Annotated in this window: 13 protein-coding genes, 1 tRNA gene and 1 riboswitch; of the genes, 6 read left to right on the top strand and 8 right to left on the bottom strand. The window is 39.1% G+C overall.

The window, feature by feature from the left end; all coding sequences use genetic code 11:
* The first annotated feature begins 51 nt into the window (after positions 1-51).
* Positions 52-123: transfer RNA gene (locus A9970_RS26455), tRNA-Arg, on the top strand.
* Between the two features lie 350 nt (positions 124-473).
* Here the strand turns inward: A9970_RS26455 and A9970_RS26450 are convergent.
* Positions 474-2,036: a SusD/RagB family nutrient-binding outer membrane lipoprotein gene (locus A9970_RS26450; protein ID WP_182984246.1), complete on the bottom strand. Its 1,563-nt coding sequence runs from the start codon at positions 2,034-2,036 to the stop codon at positions 474-476.
* 63 nt (positions 2,037-2,099) lie between these two features.
* A complete protein-coding gene (locus A9970_RS26445) occupies positions 2,100-5,258 on the bottom strand; it encodes a SusC/RagA family TonB-linked outer membrane protein (RefSeq protein WP_182984245.1) in 3,159 nt (1,052 codons plus the stop codon).
* Between the two features lie 739 nt (positions 5,259-5,997).
* Between A9970_RS26445 and A9970_RS26440 the strand changes: the two genes are divergently transcribed.
* Positions 5,998-6,726, top strand: a complete 729-nt coding sequence (locus A9970_RS26440; protein WP_182984244.1) for a DUF6796 family protein — start codon at positions 5,998-6,000, stop codon at positions 6,724-6,726.
* Positions 6,727-6,939: 213 nt separating this feature from the next.
* Here A9970_RS26440 and A9970_RS26435 read toward each other — a convergent pair whose 3' ends face one another.
* The 3 genes from A9970_RS26435 to A9970_RS26425 form a co-directional block, all read right to left on the bottom strand.
* The gene (locus A9970_RS26435; RefSeq protein ID WP_182984243.1) at positions 6,940-8,019 is read right to left on the bottom strand and encodes an acyl-CoA dehydrogenase; all 1,080 of its coding nucleotides are present in this window, start codon (positions 8,017-8,019) and stop codon (positions 6,940-6,942) included.
* Positions 8,006-8,623, bottom strand: a complete 618-nt coding sequence (gene pnuC / locus A9970_RS26430; RefSeq protein ID WP_088161013.1) for a nicotinamide riboside transporter PnuC — start codon at positions 8,621-8,623, stop codon at positions 8,006-8,008. Before pnuC ends, A9970_RS26435 begins: the two co-directional genes overlap by 14 nt.
* A gap of 55 nt (positions 8,624-8,678) precedes the next feature.
* Positions 8,679-8,823, bottom strand: a riboswitch (TPP riboswitch).
* Positions 8,824-8,837: 14 nt separating this feature from the next.
* Positions 8,838-10,337 carry a malate:quinone oxidoreductase gene (locus A9970_RS26425; protein ID WP_120334729.1) on the bottom strand — a complete coding sequence of 500 codons (1,500 nt, stop codon included), beginning with the start codon at positions 10,335-10,337 and terminating at the stop codon, positions 8,838-8,840.
* Between the two features lie 512 nt (positions 10,338-10,849).
* Here A9970_RS26425 and fabG point away from each other — a divergent pair.
* Both fabG and A9970_RS26415 read left to right on the top strand, forming a co-directional pair.
* Positions 10,850-11,593 carry a 3-oxoacyl-[acyl-carrier-protein] reductase gene (fabG, locus tag A9970_RS26420; RefSeq protein ID WP_075991942.1) on the top strand — a complete coding sequence of 248 codons (744 nt, stop codon included), beginning with the start codon at positions 10,850-10,852 and terminating at the stop codon, positions 11,591-11,593.
* A gap of 166 nt (positions 11,594-11,759) precedes the next feature.
* Positions 11,760-12,740 (top strand): acyl transferase, encoded by a 981-nt coding sequence (locus A9970_RS26415; RefSeq protein ID WP_182984242.1) that lies wholly within the window; start codon positions 11,760-11,762, stop codon positions 12,738-12,740.
* A gap of 129 nt (positions 12,741-12,869) precedes the next feature.
* On the opposite strand, the gene A9970_RS26410 is transcribed toward A9970_RS26415, so the two are convergent.
* A complete protein-coding gene (locus A9970_RS26410; protein ID WP_182984241.1) occupies positions 12,870-13,739 on the bottom strand; it encodes a neutral zinc metallopeptidase in 870 nt (289 codons plus the stop codon).
* A 281-nt stretch (positions 13,740-14,020) separates the two neighbouring features.
* On the opposite strand from A9970_RS26410, the gene A9970_RS26405 reads away from it, so the two are divergent.
* Complete coding sequence (locus A9970_RS26405; protein WP_182984240.1) at positions 14,021-14,602, top strand: alkylphosphonate utilization protein; 582 nt, start codon at positions 14,021-14,023, stop codon at positions 14,600-14,602.
* 84 nt (positions 14,603-14,686) lie between these two features.
* Here the strand turns inward: A9970_RS26405 and A9970_RS26400 are convergent, their stop codons facing one another.
* Together A9970_RS26400 and A9970_RS26395 are read right to left on the bottom strand one after the other, a co-directional pair.
* Complete coding sequence (locus A9970_RS26400) at positions 14,687-15,613, bottom strand: polysaccharide deacetylase family protein (protein ID WP_182984239.1); 927 nt, start codon at positions 15,611-15,613, stop codon at positions 14,687-14,689.
* Positions 15,614-15,883: 270 nt separating this feature from the next.
* On the bottom strand, positions 15,884-16,426 hold the full coding sequence (locus tag A9970_RS26395) for a hypothetical protein (RefSeq protein WP_182984238.1): 543 nt from the start codon (positions 16,424-16,426) through the stop codon (positions 15,884-15,886).
* A gap of 211 nt (positions 16,427-16,637) precedes the next feature.
* Here A9970_RS26395 and A9970_RS28820 point away from each other — a divergent pair, with 211 nt between their 5' ends.
* Entirely contained in the window at positions 16,638-16,997 is a 360-nt protein-coding gene (locus A9970_RS28820) for an NADPH-dependent FMN reductase (RefSeq protein WP_259655485.1), read from the top strand.
* The last annotated feature ends 23 nt before the right edge of the window (positions 16,998-17,020 follow it).

The raw sequence follows: 17,020 nt of genomic DNA, 5'->3' as shown, positions 1-17,020 counted from the left end.
TATCGCAAAGATTATTTGTAAGATCTAGAAAATAGTATATCTTTGCGACACGTCCCCGTAGTTCAATGGATAGAATTTCAGATTCCGGTTCTGACGATATGAGTTCGAATCTCGTCGGGGACACATTTTAAAATAAGACCCACTTTAAACTGATTTAGAGTGGGTTTTTCCCAAAATTTTACTTCGCAGTGCTTAAAATCACTTCGCAAAGTGAAAAATAGGAAAAAGCCCCTGGAATAGACTATAGCCCTATTTCGATACGTTTTTTTAGACCAACAATTGCGAACGTATTGCTCTCCAATCCCCATTTTAAGAAACAAAAAGCCTGCAGATACTTCACACTTCGCTATGGGTAATAAACAATTATGGCACTATACTATACTCAATTCAAAGACAAATAAAACCAAACTTTACAAAGTATATCTCCGCTGTATATAAAAAAGGGGTACTAAATTTAGTACCCCTCAATCTTATTATTGTTTATCCCACCATACACGGGATGTCATCTGATCTCCTTTATCCAGATTAGCTACAGCTTTCTGATAATTTGCAGCATTGACAGTAGACTCTTCAGTCGGGTAGGTAAAACGTCTAGGAATTGTTCCATTCGTAGCATTTCCTATATAGTTGACCTGCTTTAAGACTGGATACCCCGATCTTCTCCAATTGGCAAAAGACTCATATTCATCCGAAAACGTATTAATGTAATATTGAGTATTGATCTGCTCCAATGCTTTAGATTCACTAAAAGGATTCTGCGTTAAATAACGGGCAATGGCTGCATCATCGATACCTGTAATTCCAAATTGTGCAAACTGTTTCATCGCAGCCGTCACACCAGCTTCATAATAGGTTTTGGCCGAACCTGCAATCCATCCTCTAAAAGCTGCTTCGGCTAATAAAAGTTGATTTTCAGCATTTGTAACGAGAAACGTCGGAGCGTCTAAACGAGCGTAGGTATATCTGTTGGCTACGGAATACTTATTCATTGCCCCAGGATAAAGTGCATAATTTCCAATGAAGGTTGCACCTGTCGTGGTTTGATCATAACCATTCGGCATGCCCAATTGCTTGCTTACTGTCGTATCTCCTCTCGACCATCTCGAATCGTCTATTTTGATAGAAGGGTCTTCAACAACTGTTGCAAGAAACCTTAATCTTGGGTCATACGTATTTTTCAGTAAATTAATAAAAGACTCACTCATACGATACGCGTTTGGATCCTCGTGTACATAAATCTTTCCAAAAGGCTCAGCGCTATTATTGGCTGTCACTGCACCAGGGTGTAAAATCAAAGCGCTTTCATCGTTGCTGGCAAACAAACCTCCGCTTACCGCAGCATTTACCCAAGTTTTTGCAATTTCAGGATTTACCTTAGAAAGGCGCATACTCAATCTTAGCATCAAGGAATACGCAAATTTTTGCCATTTGACAACATCACCTTTATAAATAATATCCGCTTGGCCTATTGTAGATGTCTTTCCATTTAAATTAGTCGCTGCTTCTTTGAGCTCTTTCAACATATCGAGATAGATGGATTCTTGTGTATCATATACAGGATACCCTTTCCCTTGATAGTAAGCTAGCCCCGCTTCCGAATAGGGTACATCACCATAAAGATCCGTCAGACGGTGAAACAACAATACACGCATAATGCGTACCATCTGGTATTCCGGAAAAAACTCTTGTTTATCCTTCCAGTTTTCCATAAGATCGACAACATCACGTACACCATTTGGATATAAACGATCCCAAAATGCCGAGTTGTATCCAGCGCTATAGGTATATTTGTCACCATTCCAGTAACTTTCAACCGAAGCCGTATGCTGAATCATAGTACTGATGTAAATCAGTCCATTTCTCCAAGCCTCATACTCCGTTCCATAACCGTATTGCTGCACATTCGTAAACAGCAATTTATAATCCATATTGTCTTTTCCTATTGCCTCGGGATCGACATTTAAGTCGCCAAAATTACTACATGAGGATAATCCGAATCCAAGCGCAGCAAGAAGATATAATAATTTCTTTTTCATTTTAATAGTTCTTTACCTTTTACTGATTTCTAAAATCTCTATCATTCTTTTAGGTTTTCGACCTTAGAATTTTAGATTTAAATTAAAACCTATATTACGTGTCATCGGATAACCGTTGAGTTCAAGCCCCTGTGCATTGCTATTATTATAAGCCGACTCTGGATCTATATTTGGTGTATTTTTGTGGATTGTCCATAAATTACGTCCAACCAGGGAAAGCGAAGCGGCCCGAAATGGTGTTTTGGACAACATCTGTTTGGGCAAACTATATCCAAAAGAAATTTCACGCAATTTGACAAAACCCGCGTCATAAACAAACTCCTCTGTAAAAGACTGATCAACCACATATTTCCAATAGGTTTGAGCATCAACAGCTGTCGTATTTGTTCCACCATTTAGGTTTACTCCCTTACCAACAATATTGCCTTCGCGCCCCTCAAGTGTTGCTTTATGTAAACCAGATCCGTATAGGTTTAGGTTGGTTCCTGAAAATATTTTTGCGCCTAACTTAACATCCAATAGCATTCCCAAGCTAAAGTTTTTATAGGTGAAATCGTTCCTAAAACCACCTGTAAAGCGATAAACACCGTTTCCAAGTACCTCTACCGCATCAGAACGAACAGGTAATCCTTTATCATCGAAAATGCGATTCCCCGAAGCGTCTGTTTTATATTTATAACCCACAATCTGACCATAAGGAAGGCCTACGATATTTTGCACAGAAGCATTTCCAGATCTTGATACCCCGCCCTCAAAATTCAAACTTTTCTGGTTGCCAAGGCTAAGAACCTTACTATCATTGAATGCAAAATTTACCGAACTTTTCCATTTAAAATCATTCGCACGGGTAATATCACCATAAATTAAGACTTCAATCCCTTTATTTCGTAACTCACCGATGTTCTGAATTGCGACTGAATAACCTGACCCTGTACTTGTCGTTACGCGAACAATATCATCTTTGGTTGTTTTTTGATAAACAGCAAGGTCGATCCCCATTCTGTTACCCCAAAATTCAAGATTTGTCCCAGCTTCCCATTCACTGATACGAACAGGTTTTAGATTAGCGTTAGGAACCACATCGTTGTTAATTGTTCCAACAGGCTGACTTTGTAACTCATAAGACAAAGTCCGATAAGCCAATGCGGTTTGATAAGCTTTTGTCCCATTTGAAGCCGCTGCTCTCGATAGTCTCAATTTACCCATATTTATCCAATCTGGAAGCTTAAGATGATCTGTAAACACATAACTTAAACTGACAGAAGGGTACAGATAACCGTTACTTTCGGGATTAAGTGTGGAATACCAATCGTTACGGGCCGAAAGATTCAAGAATAAAAAGTCTTTATAACCAAAATCGGCTGTTCCATAGATAGATCTCACCTGATATTCATCATATAATTTTTTGAAGGTACGTGTACCAGCAGCCACATTGCCTGTATTATATACACCATCTACGATAAATGGACGTATCCCACCGTCAGTGCCCCAGGTTTGGTTACGCGTTTTTTGGCTGTTTCCACCCACAGTTGCGGAGACTGAAAAGTCGCTCAACTTTTTCTTAAAACCTATTAAATAATTGAAATTGGTTTCTTCAAATTCCTTATTGTATTCATTGATGTAACCGTTAGGATCGGCAGAGGCTCCCTTTGGCTGCACCTGCTTAAAGGCTAGGTTGAAACCATCTCGAGTGGCGGCCCCCTGCACGTATAGCCAATCCGTTATGTCGTAGTGCAAATTAAAGCCTCCCGTAAGTCTTTTTTTGGTGGACTCGTTGAATTTTCTATATTGCAGAAAGTAAGGATTGTTAAAATAAACATTATTCCCTGGCTGCAGTTCTTTACCAAATTCATCAACGGCCGGCTCGAGCCAGCGAACATCATAGCTATTTGCCAGATATAAAAGACTGGCATTTGTATTTCCATTACCGTCCGAAAGATTAGCCCTATTATTCACAAACTCAAACATATAGTTGGCATTGATACCCAGCTGTACTTTTGGTGTGATTTTATAAGTTGTATTCAAATTTGCTCCGCGTTGATTCGACTTCGCATTAGGAAGGATAGATCCTTCATAAGCATTATTCAATCCAAGTCGGAAACTGGATTTTTCATCACTTCCACTAACTGCTAGAGAAGTTTGATTACTTAGCCCTTTTCGGTAAAAATTCTTCCAGTTATCGATAGGCGAATACGCATAACTGCTGCCAAATTTATTGACGGCTTGGCTGCCATCCATTTTTGCACCCCAACTTTGATTATACGTATCGTTAGCAGCGGCGGCAGTCGTGGGCTTAGTACCTTGTACACCTTGACCATAAATATCCTGAAAATCACGGTAATCATAAATGGTATTGACAGTCATATTGTTATTGAAATCGATACCGATCCCCTGTGCTCCTTTGCCTGATTTGGTTGTGATCATAATAACGCCATTTCCACCTCTATAGCCATATAACGCAGAGGCAGCCGCACCTTTTAATACTTGAATATTTTCAATATCATCGGCATTAATACTGTTGAGTCCATCTCCCATATCCATGCCTCCGTATTGACCTGCGGAGCCTTGATTCTGGTTATCCAATGGAATACCGTCTACTACATATAGGGGCATATTGTTACCTGTCATGGAGGCATTTCCACGAATGACCACACGGCTACTTCCACCAAGTCCAGTTGCGTTTCCGGCTACACTCACACCTGCCACTTTTCCGCTTAGAGCATTCCCCAAATTCGGATCACGGGCGGTGGTAAATTGATCCCCTTTGACAGAGGTCGTTGAATAGCCTAAAGATTTCTTTTCCCGCATAATACCCAGTGCTGTCACTACAACCTCACCGATTTGGTTACTCGAAGCTGTAAGCTGGATGTTTACAGACTTACTTTCGCCAACAGTAATCTCCTGATTGTCATAACCAACAAAGCGAGCCAATAGGATCTGTCCTGGCTTAGCTGCAATCGTATAACGCCCTGCTGCATCAGTCTGCGTTACTACAGTCGTTCCTTTAATTAAAACTGTTACACCACTAATTGGATTTCCCGTAGCGGCATCTTTAATTACCCCAGAAATGGATTGTTGAAAATTTAGGAAATTACTATTTCCCTTTAAAGCGCATAAGGCGGCCGCCGCTTGGACCTGTGTATAACTGGTCGCTAGAGCAACAAGCGGAATAATCCACTTTTTAGAAGCCGTCACCAGTTTGATTTTGTCAGAATACCACATAAGTTTAATAATGATAGATTAACTTGATTTATAATTCGTTTAAACCGGCAGTTTTTTTAAAATTGCAACCGGTTGCAATAGATTATTAGGCAAATAAATGTATTATTAATGATACATCAAAATATTAATTGTCAATTTTACGCTTTTAAAACCTTTTAGCTACGATTTTATTCAGCTCGTCGGCACTTGTATACCCTTATGTATCTCCGGATTAGCATGGTGGCTTCCGTCAAATTGCTGTATATCTAAACAGGCTTAAAAAATACAATTCATTGCCTATATAACCCTAAAAAAACCATTTTGTTTAACACGACAAAAAAACTTATAAAATAAAAATAAATCAGCTATTTAAAGTAAAACAGCCAACTACAAACTTTAAAAAGGACCTTTCAAAAGATTATTTTAATATTAGCTATCATTCATATACCCATTCTACAGAAATAAAACCTAAATAGAAATAAAAGAAATACACGGATTCAATAAGATGAAGAGTAACGCAACCTATATAAGATATAATTTATTGAATCAATTTAATGTTTAAGCAGGTAGTTTGAATGGAAAAACCATCACATACAGTCAATGGTTAAACTATTCCTTTTGGCGGATACTTTATTCCTTATAACAGCTCTCAAAATAAAAAGAGTCTCTTAGTTTTGCATCGGATTCTTTGTAACAAATCATGATTGGAGACCAAGTACCTCGGTGAGGTGGTCGAATTTCAATATTAAAATATCAACGTATGAATTACCAAAAACGATTAAAATGGGCATTTATTTCAGGTATAGCTGGCGCCATATGCTGGATTGTGGGCGATATATATGTCGCGGGCTTTGATGTAGATCCCAAAAACTATCCTCTTTTTTATAGTACATATTCCGAAAAGGTTGACGTTGGACTTGCGACTTTAATGCTTGAAGGATCAATCAACCGCCTCATGTTCGGGGCATTAATTGCTGCGATGACAGCAACTTTATTTCTACCTGGTGTTTGGTTGGTATATCAATACATTTTGGATAAGAATACATGGTATGCCAGGGGAACCTACTATTTACTGGTTATCAGTGTGATGCTTATGCCTTTGGGGCATGCTGTTTTCTATTTTACGGGAGAGATCTACAAAGCAATCTATAACACCGATCCTGTCGCCCACCCCTATTTGTTAAAAATCGCCGCTGGCTTTCAAAAAACAATGTTTATCACATGGGGGACAGCGATCATCACGATGTTAGTCGCCTATTTAATATTTTCAATTTTTATATTTGCTGGTAAAACTAATCTACCAAAATGGGCAGGATTGATCAGTCCGCTATTTCTTACCATTTACCAGCTTCCTTTGAAATTAATCCTACCTCCATCTGACTTAAGAGGATGGATAGGAGCTGCTGCATTTAATATATCTTATTTGATTTTCTTTCTATTGCTTTTGTTTTGTTTCAAACTACCTTCGGAAAAAGAGACATCACAATAACAGCTGACTAGGATAATAGCAGCTTTTGAGTTAACACAAAAGAATTCAATCTCCACCTCAATAGACTTTTTAAAGCTTTCCAAATTAGGATTTCGATAGACAGGAGCACTAGTTTCCCTTACAAATTGACCATCTAAATTGTATCGGCAATGCTCCCGAAATCTTCATTTGTCCTATAAACAAAAAAGACTATCCTAGGATAGTCTTTTTTGTTTATAAGCTCTTTTGCAATAACTTGTGTTGCGAAGCCGTAAAAATATTCCGGAAGATTATATTGATTTCATGTTCGATGGCGGCCCCCGAAATTCCGGTATGCGGATAGAGTCTTATTGTATTTGTCAAGATAGATTCCACAAAATCTCGACTTTGTATCCCTATCTGTTCATAAATTGCTGCATTATCATTGCCATCATGAAGATTTACCCAAGAAAGAGCGACCAAATTCATTATTGCTTCCGTCCGATTAACATAATCTTGCTGAAAGTCATCGAGTACCCTAAACGCTTCTTTACTTTCAGTCTTCTCCCATTTGGATTGATTGCTTTTTAACACAAATAGTTTTTCGATTAAATCCAAAAAGCGCTTATACATTCCCGTAAAGTTGGCCAGTAAAGTCAATTCCGCAAAAGGCATAAAGGGATATTGATACAACAGCTCGCTACGTGTACTTTTTGCCCCATCAATCTCAAAAGACTGGCTACCATCAACGAGTATGTCTTCCAGCGAAAAGGAATGCGAAGCCGTAGCCTCCAATCCAAATGTATCCCAGTCGTAATGCACCAGTACATGGTCACGATCCACAAAAAATGATTTTATCAGTGGTTCACCTTTTTCGTCCAACACGGGTTTTCCTGCCTCCTGAATTGCAGCATTTAAGGTAAAATGGGTTAAATGAGGAGCACCGGTAGCATATCTCCAAAAACCGCGGAGCCGATAATGTTCACCTTCACGTGTAGCTGTACCTGATGCCTGTCCGCTTCCTCCGAAACAAACCCGATCCGTTTTAAAAATCTGATCTCCTAAAACCGGATCAATAAAACCGACAAAGAGATTTGCTCCTGAACATAACGTTACTGTCCAGGCTAGTCCCCCATCCCAATAAGCCAGGTCAGCCAATAAGTTGAGGCCTTCGGGTAGAGTCAGTCCCAATCCACCCAATGCACGGGGAACCCAAATCTTAAACCATTTCCGACGAAAAATGAGCTCGAGTTGTCCATCCGACAATGTTTTCTGATGGATTCCCTTAGCCTGATTATCTTTCAGAATGGCGATATCTTCGCTACTGAGTTGCATATCTTTCTTCACTTATTATTCTCCTCCAATTAAAATATCCACTAAATGCCATAACAAATAAAAACAAAGTCAAGCCCGAATAAAGAAATAGCCCTTTATGGATCAGTAAAGGAATTGCCATCAGATTACTAATATTCAACAATATCCAATTTTCTATCTTCCGTTTTGCCAATAACCACATCCCTGCCCAAGCTGTACAGGAAACCGCAGAGTCCCAAAGCGGTACATCAGAATCCGTTAAATGTACCAATCCGAAATAAAACAACAAAAAACCGAGGGCACAGATTCCCCCTACTATCCACCATTCTTTCGGCTCACAATGCGTTATGGGAGCAGCAACATCACTACTATATTTCCAATAGATCCAGCCATAGATGCTCATGATCAAATAATAGAGATGTAGTAATATTTCTGCATATAGTTTCGCATGGAATAATACGTAAACAGAAATTAAGATACCAATAATCCCAAAAATGTAATTGATCGATTTATTTTGCCGGGAAAACCAAACCTGTAAAACACCAAAGGATACCCCTAACCATTCCGCTATGGTGGCCTGTTGGATCTGTTTTATAAAAGCTTCGAAAATTGTTTCAGAAGTCATCGCCTTGTTTATTATTTCGTGTAATTCATAATAAACCTATGGGAGAAAAACGGACGTTTTTATTGAAATTAAATTCCTACGCCAGCATTACCTGGATCAGGTATATAAAAGCGATTGTACAAGGAGGTACAATCGCTTTTATTGGGTATAATCTCAGCCGAGAATGACCATGGTCATTCCAAGCACCCCATAAGTATATTTTCTGTCGAATTGATTATTCTATATCAATCAATTTCAACGCTTTGTGCGTACGCGTACGCGTTTCTTTACATAGTTGCGCATCATCGTTCAATGATTTCCCGTGTGAAGGAATCATTTCACGTAGTTTTTTACGGTATTCATCTGATTTCGCACGTTCAGGGAAACATCTCTTCAACAGGCTGATCATGATAGCAACTGAGGTCGAAGCTCCAGGAGAAGCTCCTAATAGCGCTGCAATAGAACCATCTGCACTAGAAACGACTTCTGTACCAAATTCTAAAATTCCACCTTTCTTTTCATCTTTCTTGATGACCTGAACACGTTGTCCTGCTTTCTCGATAACCCAATCCTCCAATTTAGCTGTAGGCATAAATTGTTTTAAAGACTCTAGTTTATCTTTTGGTGACTTCATGACTTCAGTAATAAGATACTTCGTCAGAGGTAAGTTGTCAAGTCCGGCTGATAACATCGGACGGATATTGGACAGTTTGATAGAAGCGGGTAAATCGAAGTAAGAACCTTGTTTTAAGAATTTAGTTGAAAAACCTGCATAAGGTCCAAACAATAACGCTTGCTTTCCATCAATATAACGTGTATCTAAGTGCGGTACAGACATTGGAGGAGCTCCAACAGAAGCTTTTCCATATACCTTCGCATGATGTGTATTAATGATTTCTTCATTTACACAACGTAGCCATTGGCCCCCTACAGGAAATCCGCCATAGCCTTTCGCTTCTGGTATTCCAGATTTTTCCAACAACAACAACGAGTGGCCACCGGCCCCAATAAATACAAACTTTGCTTTGATTTCTCTCTTTGTTCCTGTCTTTAAATCTTTGACCTCCACTTCCCAACGGCCATCTTCTTCACGTTCGATGTCGATTACTTCATGGTTTAAGGAGATCGAAATATTTTCTTTATTTTCAAGATTAGCGATCAAATCACGTGTCAACGACCCAAAATTAACATCGGTACCCAGATCCATTTTTGTCGCAGCGATTTTTTCGTCGGCCTCGCGTCCTTCCATCATCAATGGAATCCACGATTTCAACAATGCCGTATCTTCGGTATACTCCATCCCTTTGAACAAGTTTTGGGTCGTCAATGTTTCCCATCTTGTCTTTAGGAATTTAGCATCTTTTTCACCAAAAACCGCACTCATGTGTGGAATACTACGGATAAAATTTTCAGGTTGGGCAATAATGCCTTTATCAACGAGGTAGGACCAAAATTGCTTAGACACTTCAAATTGCTCAGCAATTTTAACTGCTTTATCAATCTTTACAGAACCATCTTTCTGTTCGGGGGTATAATTTAACTCGCATAAGGCAGAGTGACCCGTGCCAGCATTATTCCAAGCGTCAGAACTTTCAGCAGCCACAACATCCAAACGCTCAAGAATTTCAATATTAACGTCTGGGCTTAATTCATTGATTAGAGTACCCAAAGTAGCACTCATAATACCGGCGCCGATCAGAACAACGTCAACTTCTTTATTTGATTTTTTGCTCATGTTTTTGTGATTGATGCAAATTTAATATAGTTTTTGGTAAACGTCCAAGTCTTTTGTCAAAAAACTGTACTTTTTAGAACCACTTATTCAAAAATACCATTGATTTATTAAAATAATCCTAAGTGAGCGATCGCTTACCGTAAAATTCTGAAATTGTTTCCTGAAAACACTCCCCCACTCCAAGATAAACACAAGGTCAGCACACAATGTTTTTCTATTTTAAACCGTTATTTATCGAAAGATTTTGTGTTATAATATAGTTTTAACATTTTTGCAGAACATCGAAAGGCAATAGTGTACACAATAGCTAAAAAACAAGATCATTTATTCGCTAATACGACGGCATCGAAAAAACACAAGCACTGTGGAATAACCAAGATAAACCAAATGGAAACGAGTTCATGTTTCGTATTGAATTCCAATAACAGACGGGCTGTGAGAGAAAGACAGCGCGTGGAAAATGGACATAAATGCCTAAGTGTGAATAATTGAAGAACAAATAACTTATACAGATGAAAATACTTGAAGGAAAAATTGCTTTAGTAACAGGAGCATCAAAAGGAATCGGAAGGAAAATTGCGGAAGTGTTTGCACAACATGGTGCTAACGTCGCTTTTACATATCTTTCTTCTGTCGAAAAAGGACAGGCGCTAGAACAGGAGCTTCAAGCTTTCGGCACCAAAGTGATTGGTTATCGCTCTGACGCTTCAAAATTCGAAGAAGCAGAACAATTAATCAATGCGATCGTTGCCGATTTTGGAGGATTGGATATCGTTGTAAATAATGCCGGTATCACAAAAGACGGCTTGTTAATGCGTATGACCGAAGAGAATTGGGATGATGTATTAAATGTCAACTTAAAATCTGTCTTTAACGTTACAAAAGCTGCTTCGAAAATTATGATGAAAAACCGTAAAGGTTCATTTATCAATATGTCTTCAGTTGTTGGAGTTCAAGGAAATGCCGGTCAGGCAAATTATGCCGCATCAAAAGCTGGTATTATTGGGTTCACAAAATCTATCGCTAAAGAATTAGGTTCTCGTAATATCCGTGCAAACGTAGTTGCTCCAGGTTTTATACGTACCGAAATGACTGATGTACTGGATCCTAAAGTTGTGGCTGGATGGGAAGCCGGAATTCCATTGAAACGTGCCGGCGAACCAGAAGACGTTGCCAATGCATGTCTTTATTTAGCATCTGATTTATCAGCATACGTAACCGGACAGGTTCTTCCTGTTGATGGTGGTATGTTATAAAATAAACAGGCTTAGGTTGAGTTTTCTTAACTTGACCTAAGCCTGTTCTTTAGTTATATTTCACGGCCTATCCTGATCTATTTCTACGAAACACCTATACACGCCACAATTAACGGTTTTCTTTTCCAAATTTTAGTTAATTTTGTCCATCAAATTTTTAAATGCTATGACGAACTGGAAGGATTTTTTTGACATTAAAACCGAGGATGATTTTAATCAGCATTGTTTAGATACCTACCAATTCCAAAGCCAGCATTGCAAAGTTTATCGTGACTATATCAGACTCCTTGGGCGAGAAAAAGACCTTATTCAGCACTATACGGATATTCCTTTCATGCCCATCGAATTTTTTAAGACTCAACAGGTTATTGCTGAAGGAATGGAGGCTGAAATCATATTCTCGAGTTCGGGTACAACAGGTATGGTTACCTCAAAACATCTGGTCGCTGACCGGAGTATATATGACCGAACTTTTCGGAAGATTTTTGAAAGTTTCTATGGTCCGCTCGGCAACATCGCCGTCCTTGCATTGCTCCCATCCTACCTAGAGCGAAGTGGTTCGTCGCTAATCTATATGATTGATGATCTCATGAAGCAAAGTGAACAACCTGAAAGCAATTATTTTCTCTATAACCACCAAGAGCTTTACGATACACTTATTAAGCTCAAAAATAAAGGCACAAAGACCATCCTCTTTGGCGTAACGTATGCCCTACTGGACTTCATTGAACAATATGCCTTTGAATTTCCTGAACTGATCATTATGGAAACCGGCGGAATGAAAGGTAAGCGCAAGGAAATGGTGAAACAGGAAATCCATAAACTCCTCGAAGAAGCCTTTTCTGTCCATGGTATCCATTCTGAATATGGCATGACAGAGTTACTCTCACAAGGCTACTCTTCAGGCCAGGGAATATTTTATCTTCCCAAATGGATGAAAATCTTGATCCGAGATACCAATGATCCTTTAAGCCTGATTCCGTTGAATAAAACTGGCGGCATCAATGTAATCGACCTCGCCAATCGCTACTCGTGTTCATTTATAGCCACACAAGATTTAGGAAAAGTATATCAGGATGGCTCTTTTGAAATATTGGGACGTTTTGACCAAAGTGATATTCGTGGTTGTAATCTCTTGGTTCAGTAATGATCTGATATGATCAGCGCGGCATTTGCCAAACGGCTTGGTTTCCTCAAAGCAAATTGCCTATACCACAATAAAAAAACACCTGGTCATGATGCACGGCCAGGTGTTTTTTTATTCGAAATACGATCCCTATTTCAGACTCGAATCTTCAAAGGTGTTGCCCGATCGCATATCCCCCGAATCATATCCTTTTTTAAACCATTCCATACGTTGCGCGGATGTACCATGCGTAAATGATTCAGGAACAGCATAGCCCTGTGCTTCAGTCTGTAATTTATCATCACCAACAGCAGCTGCCGCTTTCATCCCGTCCATTATATCATTATAATCAATTTTTATATCGGTTAATTCATTGATGTAATGCGCCCATACACCTGCATAAAAATCCGCTTGAAGCTCGGTCATAACGGAGATCCTGTTATTTTCACGCTCGCTCAGTTTCCCACGGGCTTGATTGGTCTTCGGCAATAATCCCACCAATTGTTGGATATGATGTCCGACTTCATGCGCAATTACGTACGCCATGGCAAACTCTCCTTTTGCACCGAATTTATCCGACAGTTCTTTACTAAAGCTCAGATCCAGGTAAATCTTTTGATCACCCGGACAATAAAAAGGTCCGTAAGAAGCCTGCCCCATACCACAACCATCCGTTTGTGTTCCCCCATCGTAAAATACGAGTGTTGTAGGGGTATAATTTTTCTGCATCTGCTCTTTAAACAGCTTTGCCCAAACATCCTCGGTACTCTGAAGTACAGTTAATGAAAATTCAGTTAGTCTTTTTTCCTCAGGATTTAACTCACGCGGCTGTCCCGACTGTTCAGTTTGCGCCCCCATATTTTGGGCTTGCTGTAAGAGTTGCATCGGATCTCCACCCATCAAAAATCCAATGACCAAAACAATAATTCCACCAATTCCTCCTAAAGCAATTTTTCCTCCCCCCGACATTCCACGACGGTCCTCAAAATTACCACTTTGCTTGCCTCCTTGCCATTTCATAGTATTTCTATATTACAGTTAATAATCTTTTCTAATGTTGGTTAAACACAAATTCGGTACCAATGTTCTACATGGAGTAAATTTATTTGAAGAAAAAATTTACTCCACCTTTACCTCATAGCCCGCATCCTATAAATAAATTTACCAGCAAACAAATGAAAGTCATAAGCAAAAACAATGCTTTATAAGAGTAAAAACAGGAATTATTTCCCTAAGTCGTGATATTCGTCATTGCACATCAAAGCAAATTTGGCTAAGTTTGGGCTTTAAAAAAAACTGACATGAAATTAGAAGAACAATTACAAGCGAGAGCTGGCGGGAAATGTGAGCTGACAGGCGAAGATGCTACTTTAATTGCTTACACATTACCACCGGAAATAACATCAAATTTGGACAATACTTTACTGATTTCAGAAACATTGGTCAATCAGCTCAACAAAACGGAGCAATTAAATCCAGACGACTGGAAATTCCTTCCAAATGCGATGTGGTCCGAAAACCCATCGGTGCAAATTGTATGCTGGCGTATGTTAAACCGATTAAAAAATGAAGGCTGGGCGTCTGAAGCACTGGATATCCTCTATCTCGACGATGAAACACTATCGGAAGCTAAGAAAACTGGAGATCATGAAAATGATGGCTATGTTTCTTTTCATGAAGATGGCATCGGGCAACGACTGTTGGAAGGCGATACTGTTGTTCTGACAAAAACACTTGACGTGAAAGGCTCCTCCTTAAAAGCGACTTTAGGCACCGTGGTTAAGAATATTCGACTAGTAGCAGACAATATCGAACAAATTGAAGGAAAGATTGAAGGTCAAACAATCGTTATACTGACCAAATATCTCCGTAAACAAAATTAAACTAGATTTTTCGACTAAATAATTAAGGCTTAAACTGGGGTTCATTCCTGTTTAAGCCTTAATTATTTAGAGAGATAGCTGTCATTATTGCGGATAATTCCGCACAAATTCAAAACGATAGTTTGAATGTTGTTTGAGACTATCGATCAAATCCGATAACAACCGCTGTCCTTTTTTCGTTTGATACATATTGTCATGTGTCAATAGCACAACATTGTTTTTCGTATAAGAGGTACCTTTACGGAGTAAATTCTTCATTTGGGTATACAACTGATTCACCGATAGGTCTGGCTTCCCTGTAACACCATTTATCTTCCACTCACAGTCCCAACCAATTACTTTATAACCATTCTGGTGTAGTAACTCGGCTGTCGAAGCCCCACTTTTCAAATCAACCTTTTTACGGTCTCCGATATACCAGATATTTCGTCCCGGCAAGCGAACTATTTTATGTGTTAATCCCAGCGATTGCTCAGCAAGTTCAAAATCTTCAAAAGCCGTCTGCGGATTCGAATAGAAAGTACTGTATTTATTGTGCGCATGCCAGTAACTGTGGTTGTAACAATCCACTAAAGGATTATTCATATAACGTTCTGTAAAACTGTGTAATTTTTTACTCATTTTATCATGATTGCCAATCAGAAAAGCATTAATTTTGATGCCTTTCGCTGTCGCAATGGAATCAAGGTGCTGGCTTCCATTCAGTGGGCCATCGTCAAAAGTAAGATAAATATAACGTGGAGAAACAGTATCAGTCAACAATACGGTCGTATCTTTAGTCCCTTTGTAGTCCACATTTTCTTCCATTTTTGTAATGGTGTCTTTACGCAGCGAATCCACTTTACTTATCGAATCTTGCACAGCAAGCAAACTATCCTTTTTTGGCGGCATAGAGTCAACAGCTCCCACATTTTGCACCTTATTTGTCCCACTTTGATTGCAGGAGTAAAATCCAAAAATAGATATACTTAACCCTACCCATACAACACCCGAATTAACCAGTTTTCTCATCACAAAAATTAACTTACACATTACAATTATTTCCCGTAAACTCAAAATCACTTAAAATAAGCGGATCTCAGTCCCGTGTAGCGCAAAATTAATATATTTTTCATTAATCAAGCTGTTATGTTATTTAATTTATTGTGCATGTACACTAAAAGCTTCATGATTCCGCAAGCACCCAAAGCTACGAATGCAAACAGCCTGTTATTTCTGATCAAAAAAAAGGAACCTATATGTATATAGATTCCTTTTTTATCATATTATTCAACTACTCGATTAATCTCTATGTCTTCCTCCGTGACCGTTACCACGCCCATGTCCGTTTCCATGCCCCTGGTTATTGCCACGTCCATGTCCATTTCCTCTATCGTATCGACGGCTTTCGCCCCATGAATGTTCGCGCCTTACACTACGCTCGCTGGCAAATGAATACCCGCTACCACCGTGGTGATTGTCACGGATAGATACTTGTCTTCCACGGTAACCGCCATAACGGCTTCTATAGCGATCGTGGTGATGCCATGGTGTGCGATCGTTAATAACCACTTTATGAGCCCGATAAAAATCGTAATGTCTGTATCTCCTCGGTAAACTTGCTCTTCTTATCCAGCCGCCATTATCATAATAAACGTAACATCTCGCGGGTACATCGTAATACATATTGTATTCTGGAATATAATAATAGCGGGCATAATCATAACCTGCTGGCCCCCAGCTTGGCTGACTCCCAATATTGACACTAATACTGACTTGCGCTTGTGCAGCTCCCGCTGTAAAAAGGCCTGCAATAATCGCCGCCGTGTAAAACAATTTTTTCATAAGTAGCTCCTCCCTCTAGTTTGTAATTTCTTCTTTACAATACGACAACAAACAGTGTGCAAAAGATTAATGTTCAAATGTTAATTTTTGTTAACACAGCAATAAGAATCTCATTTTAAACAGGTTAATTACGATTTGATTGATAAAAAACCGCAAACTTTTTAATAGGATCAATTGTTCAGATCATACAGACTTTAATGAACTAATCACAATGAGTATATATAACGTAGGAATATTGGTTGGTAGCTTACGAAAGGAATCTTACAACAAAAAAATTGCGCAGTTTATTCTTGAGCAAGAGGAATCTAAATTTGGCTATCGCATAATCGATATCAGCGAGCTTCCTCTGTATAATCAGGATTTTGACGATCTAGGAAATCCTCCTCCGAGCTATGTGCGATTTCGGAAAGAGGTCGCGTCCCTGGATGCTGTACTTTTTATTACCGCAGAGTATAATCGTTCTATTCCTGCAGTTTTAAAAAATGCGATTGACGTGGGTTCAAGACCCTATGGAAAAAATAAATGGGATGGTAAACCTGGCGCAATAATTTCTTCATCAACGGGAGTTTAAGGTGGCTTTGGCGCCAACCACCA

The sequence above is a fragment of the Sphingobacterium sp. UME9 genome (genome assembly GCF_014170215.1).
Lineage (GTDB): Bacteria > Bacteroidota > Bacteroidia > Sphingobacteriales > Sphingobacteriaceae > Sphingobacterium > Sphingobacterium paramultivorum.
This window is presented reverse-complemented; position numbering and strand designations above follow the sequence as displayed.

Coding starts and splice junctions, on each gene's coding strand:
- fabG (WP_075991942.1), top strand. CDS start 10,850: ATGAAAATACTTGAAGGAAAAATTGCTTTAGTAACAGGAGCATCAAAA.
- A9970_RS26445 (WP_182984245.1), bottom strand. CDS start 5,258: ATGTGGTATTCTGACAAAATCAAACTGGTGACGGCTTCTAAAAAGTGG.
- A9970_RS26435 (WP_182984243.1), bottom strand. CDS start 8,019: ATGCAACTCAGTAGCGAAGATATCGCCATTCTGAAAGATAATCAGGCT.
- A9970_RS28820 (WP_259655485.1), top strand. CDS start 16,638: ATGAGTATATATAACGTAGGAATATTGGTTGGTAGCTTACGAAAGGAA.
- pnuC (WP_088161013.1), bottom strand. CDS start 8,623: ATGACTTCTGAAACAATTTTCGAAGCTTTTATAAAACAGATCCAACAG.
- A9970_RS26425 (WP_120334729.1), bottom strand. CDS start 10,337: ATGAGCAAAAAATCAAATAAAGAAGTTGACGTTGTTCTGATCGGCGCC.
- A9970_RS26405 (WP_182984240.1), top strand. CDS start 14,021: ATGAAATTAGAAGAACAATTACAAGCGAGAGCTGGCGGGAAATGTGAG.
- A9970_RS26410 (WP_182984241.1), bottom strand. CDS start 13,739: ATGAAATGGCAAGGAGGCAAGCAAAGTGGTAATTTTGAGGACCGTCGT.
- A9970_RS26440 (WP_182984244.1), top strand. CDS start 5,998: ATGAATTACCAAAAACGATTAAAATGGGCATTTATTTCAGGTATAGCT.
- A9970_RS26450 (WP_182984246.1), bottom strand. CDS start 2,036: ATGAAAAAGAAATTATTATATCTTCTTGCTGCGCTTGGATTCGGATTA.
- A9970_RS26400 (WP_182984239.1), bottom strand. CDS start 15,613: ATGAGAAAACTGGTTAATTCGGGTGTTGTATGGGTAGGGTTAAGTATA.
- A9970_RS26395 (WP_182984238.1), bottom strand. CDS start 16,426: ATGAAAAAATTGTTTTACACGGCGGCGATTATTGCAGGCCTTTTTACA.
- A9970_RS26415 (WP_182984242.1), top strand. CDS start 11,760: ATGACGAACTGGAAGGATTTTTTTGACATTAAAACCGAGGATGATTTT.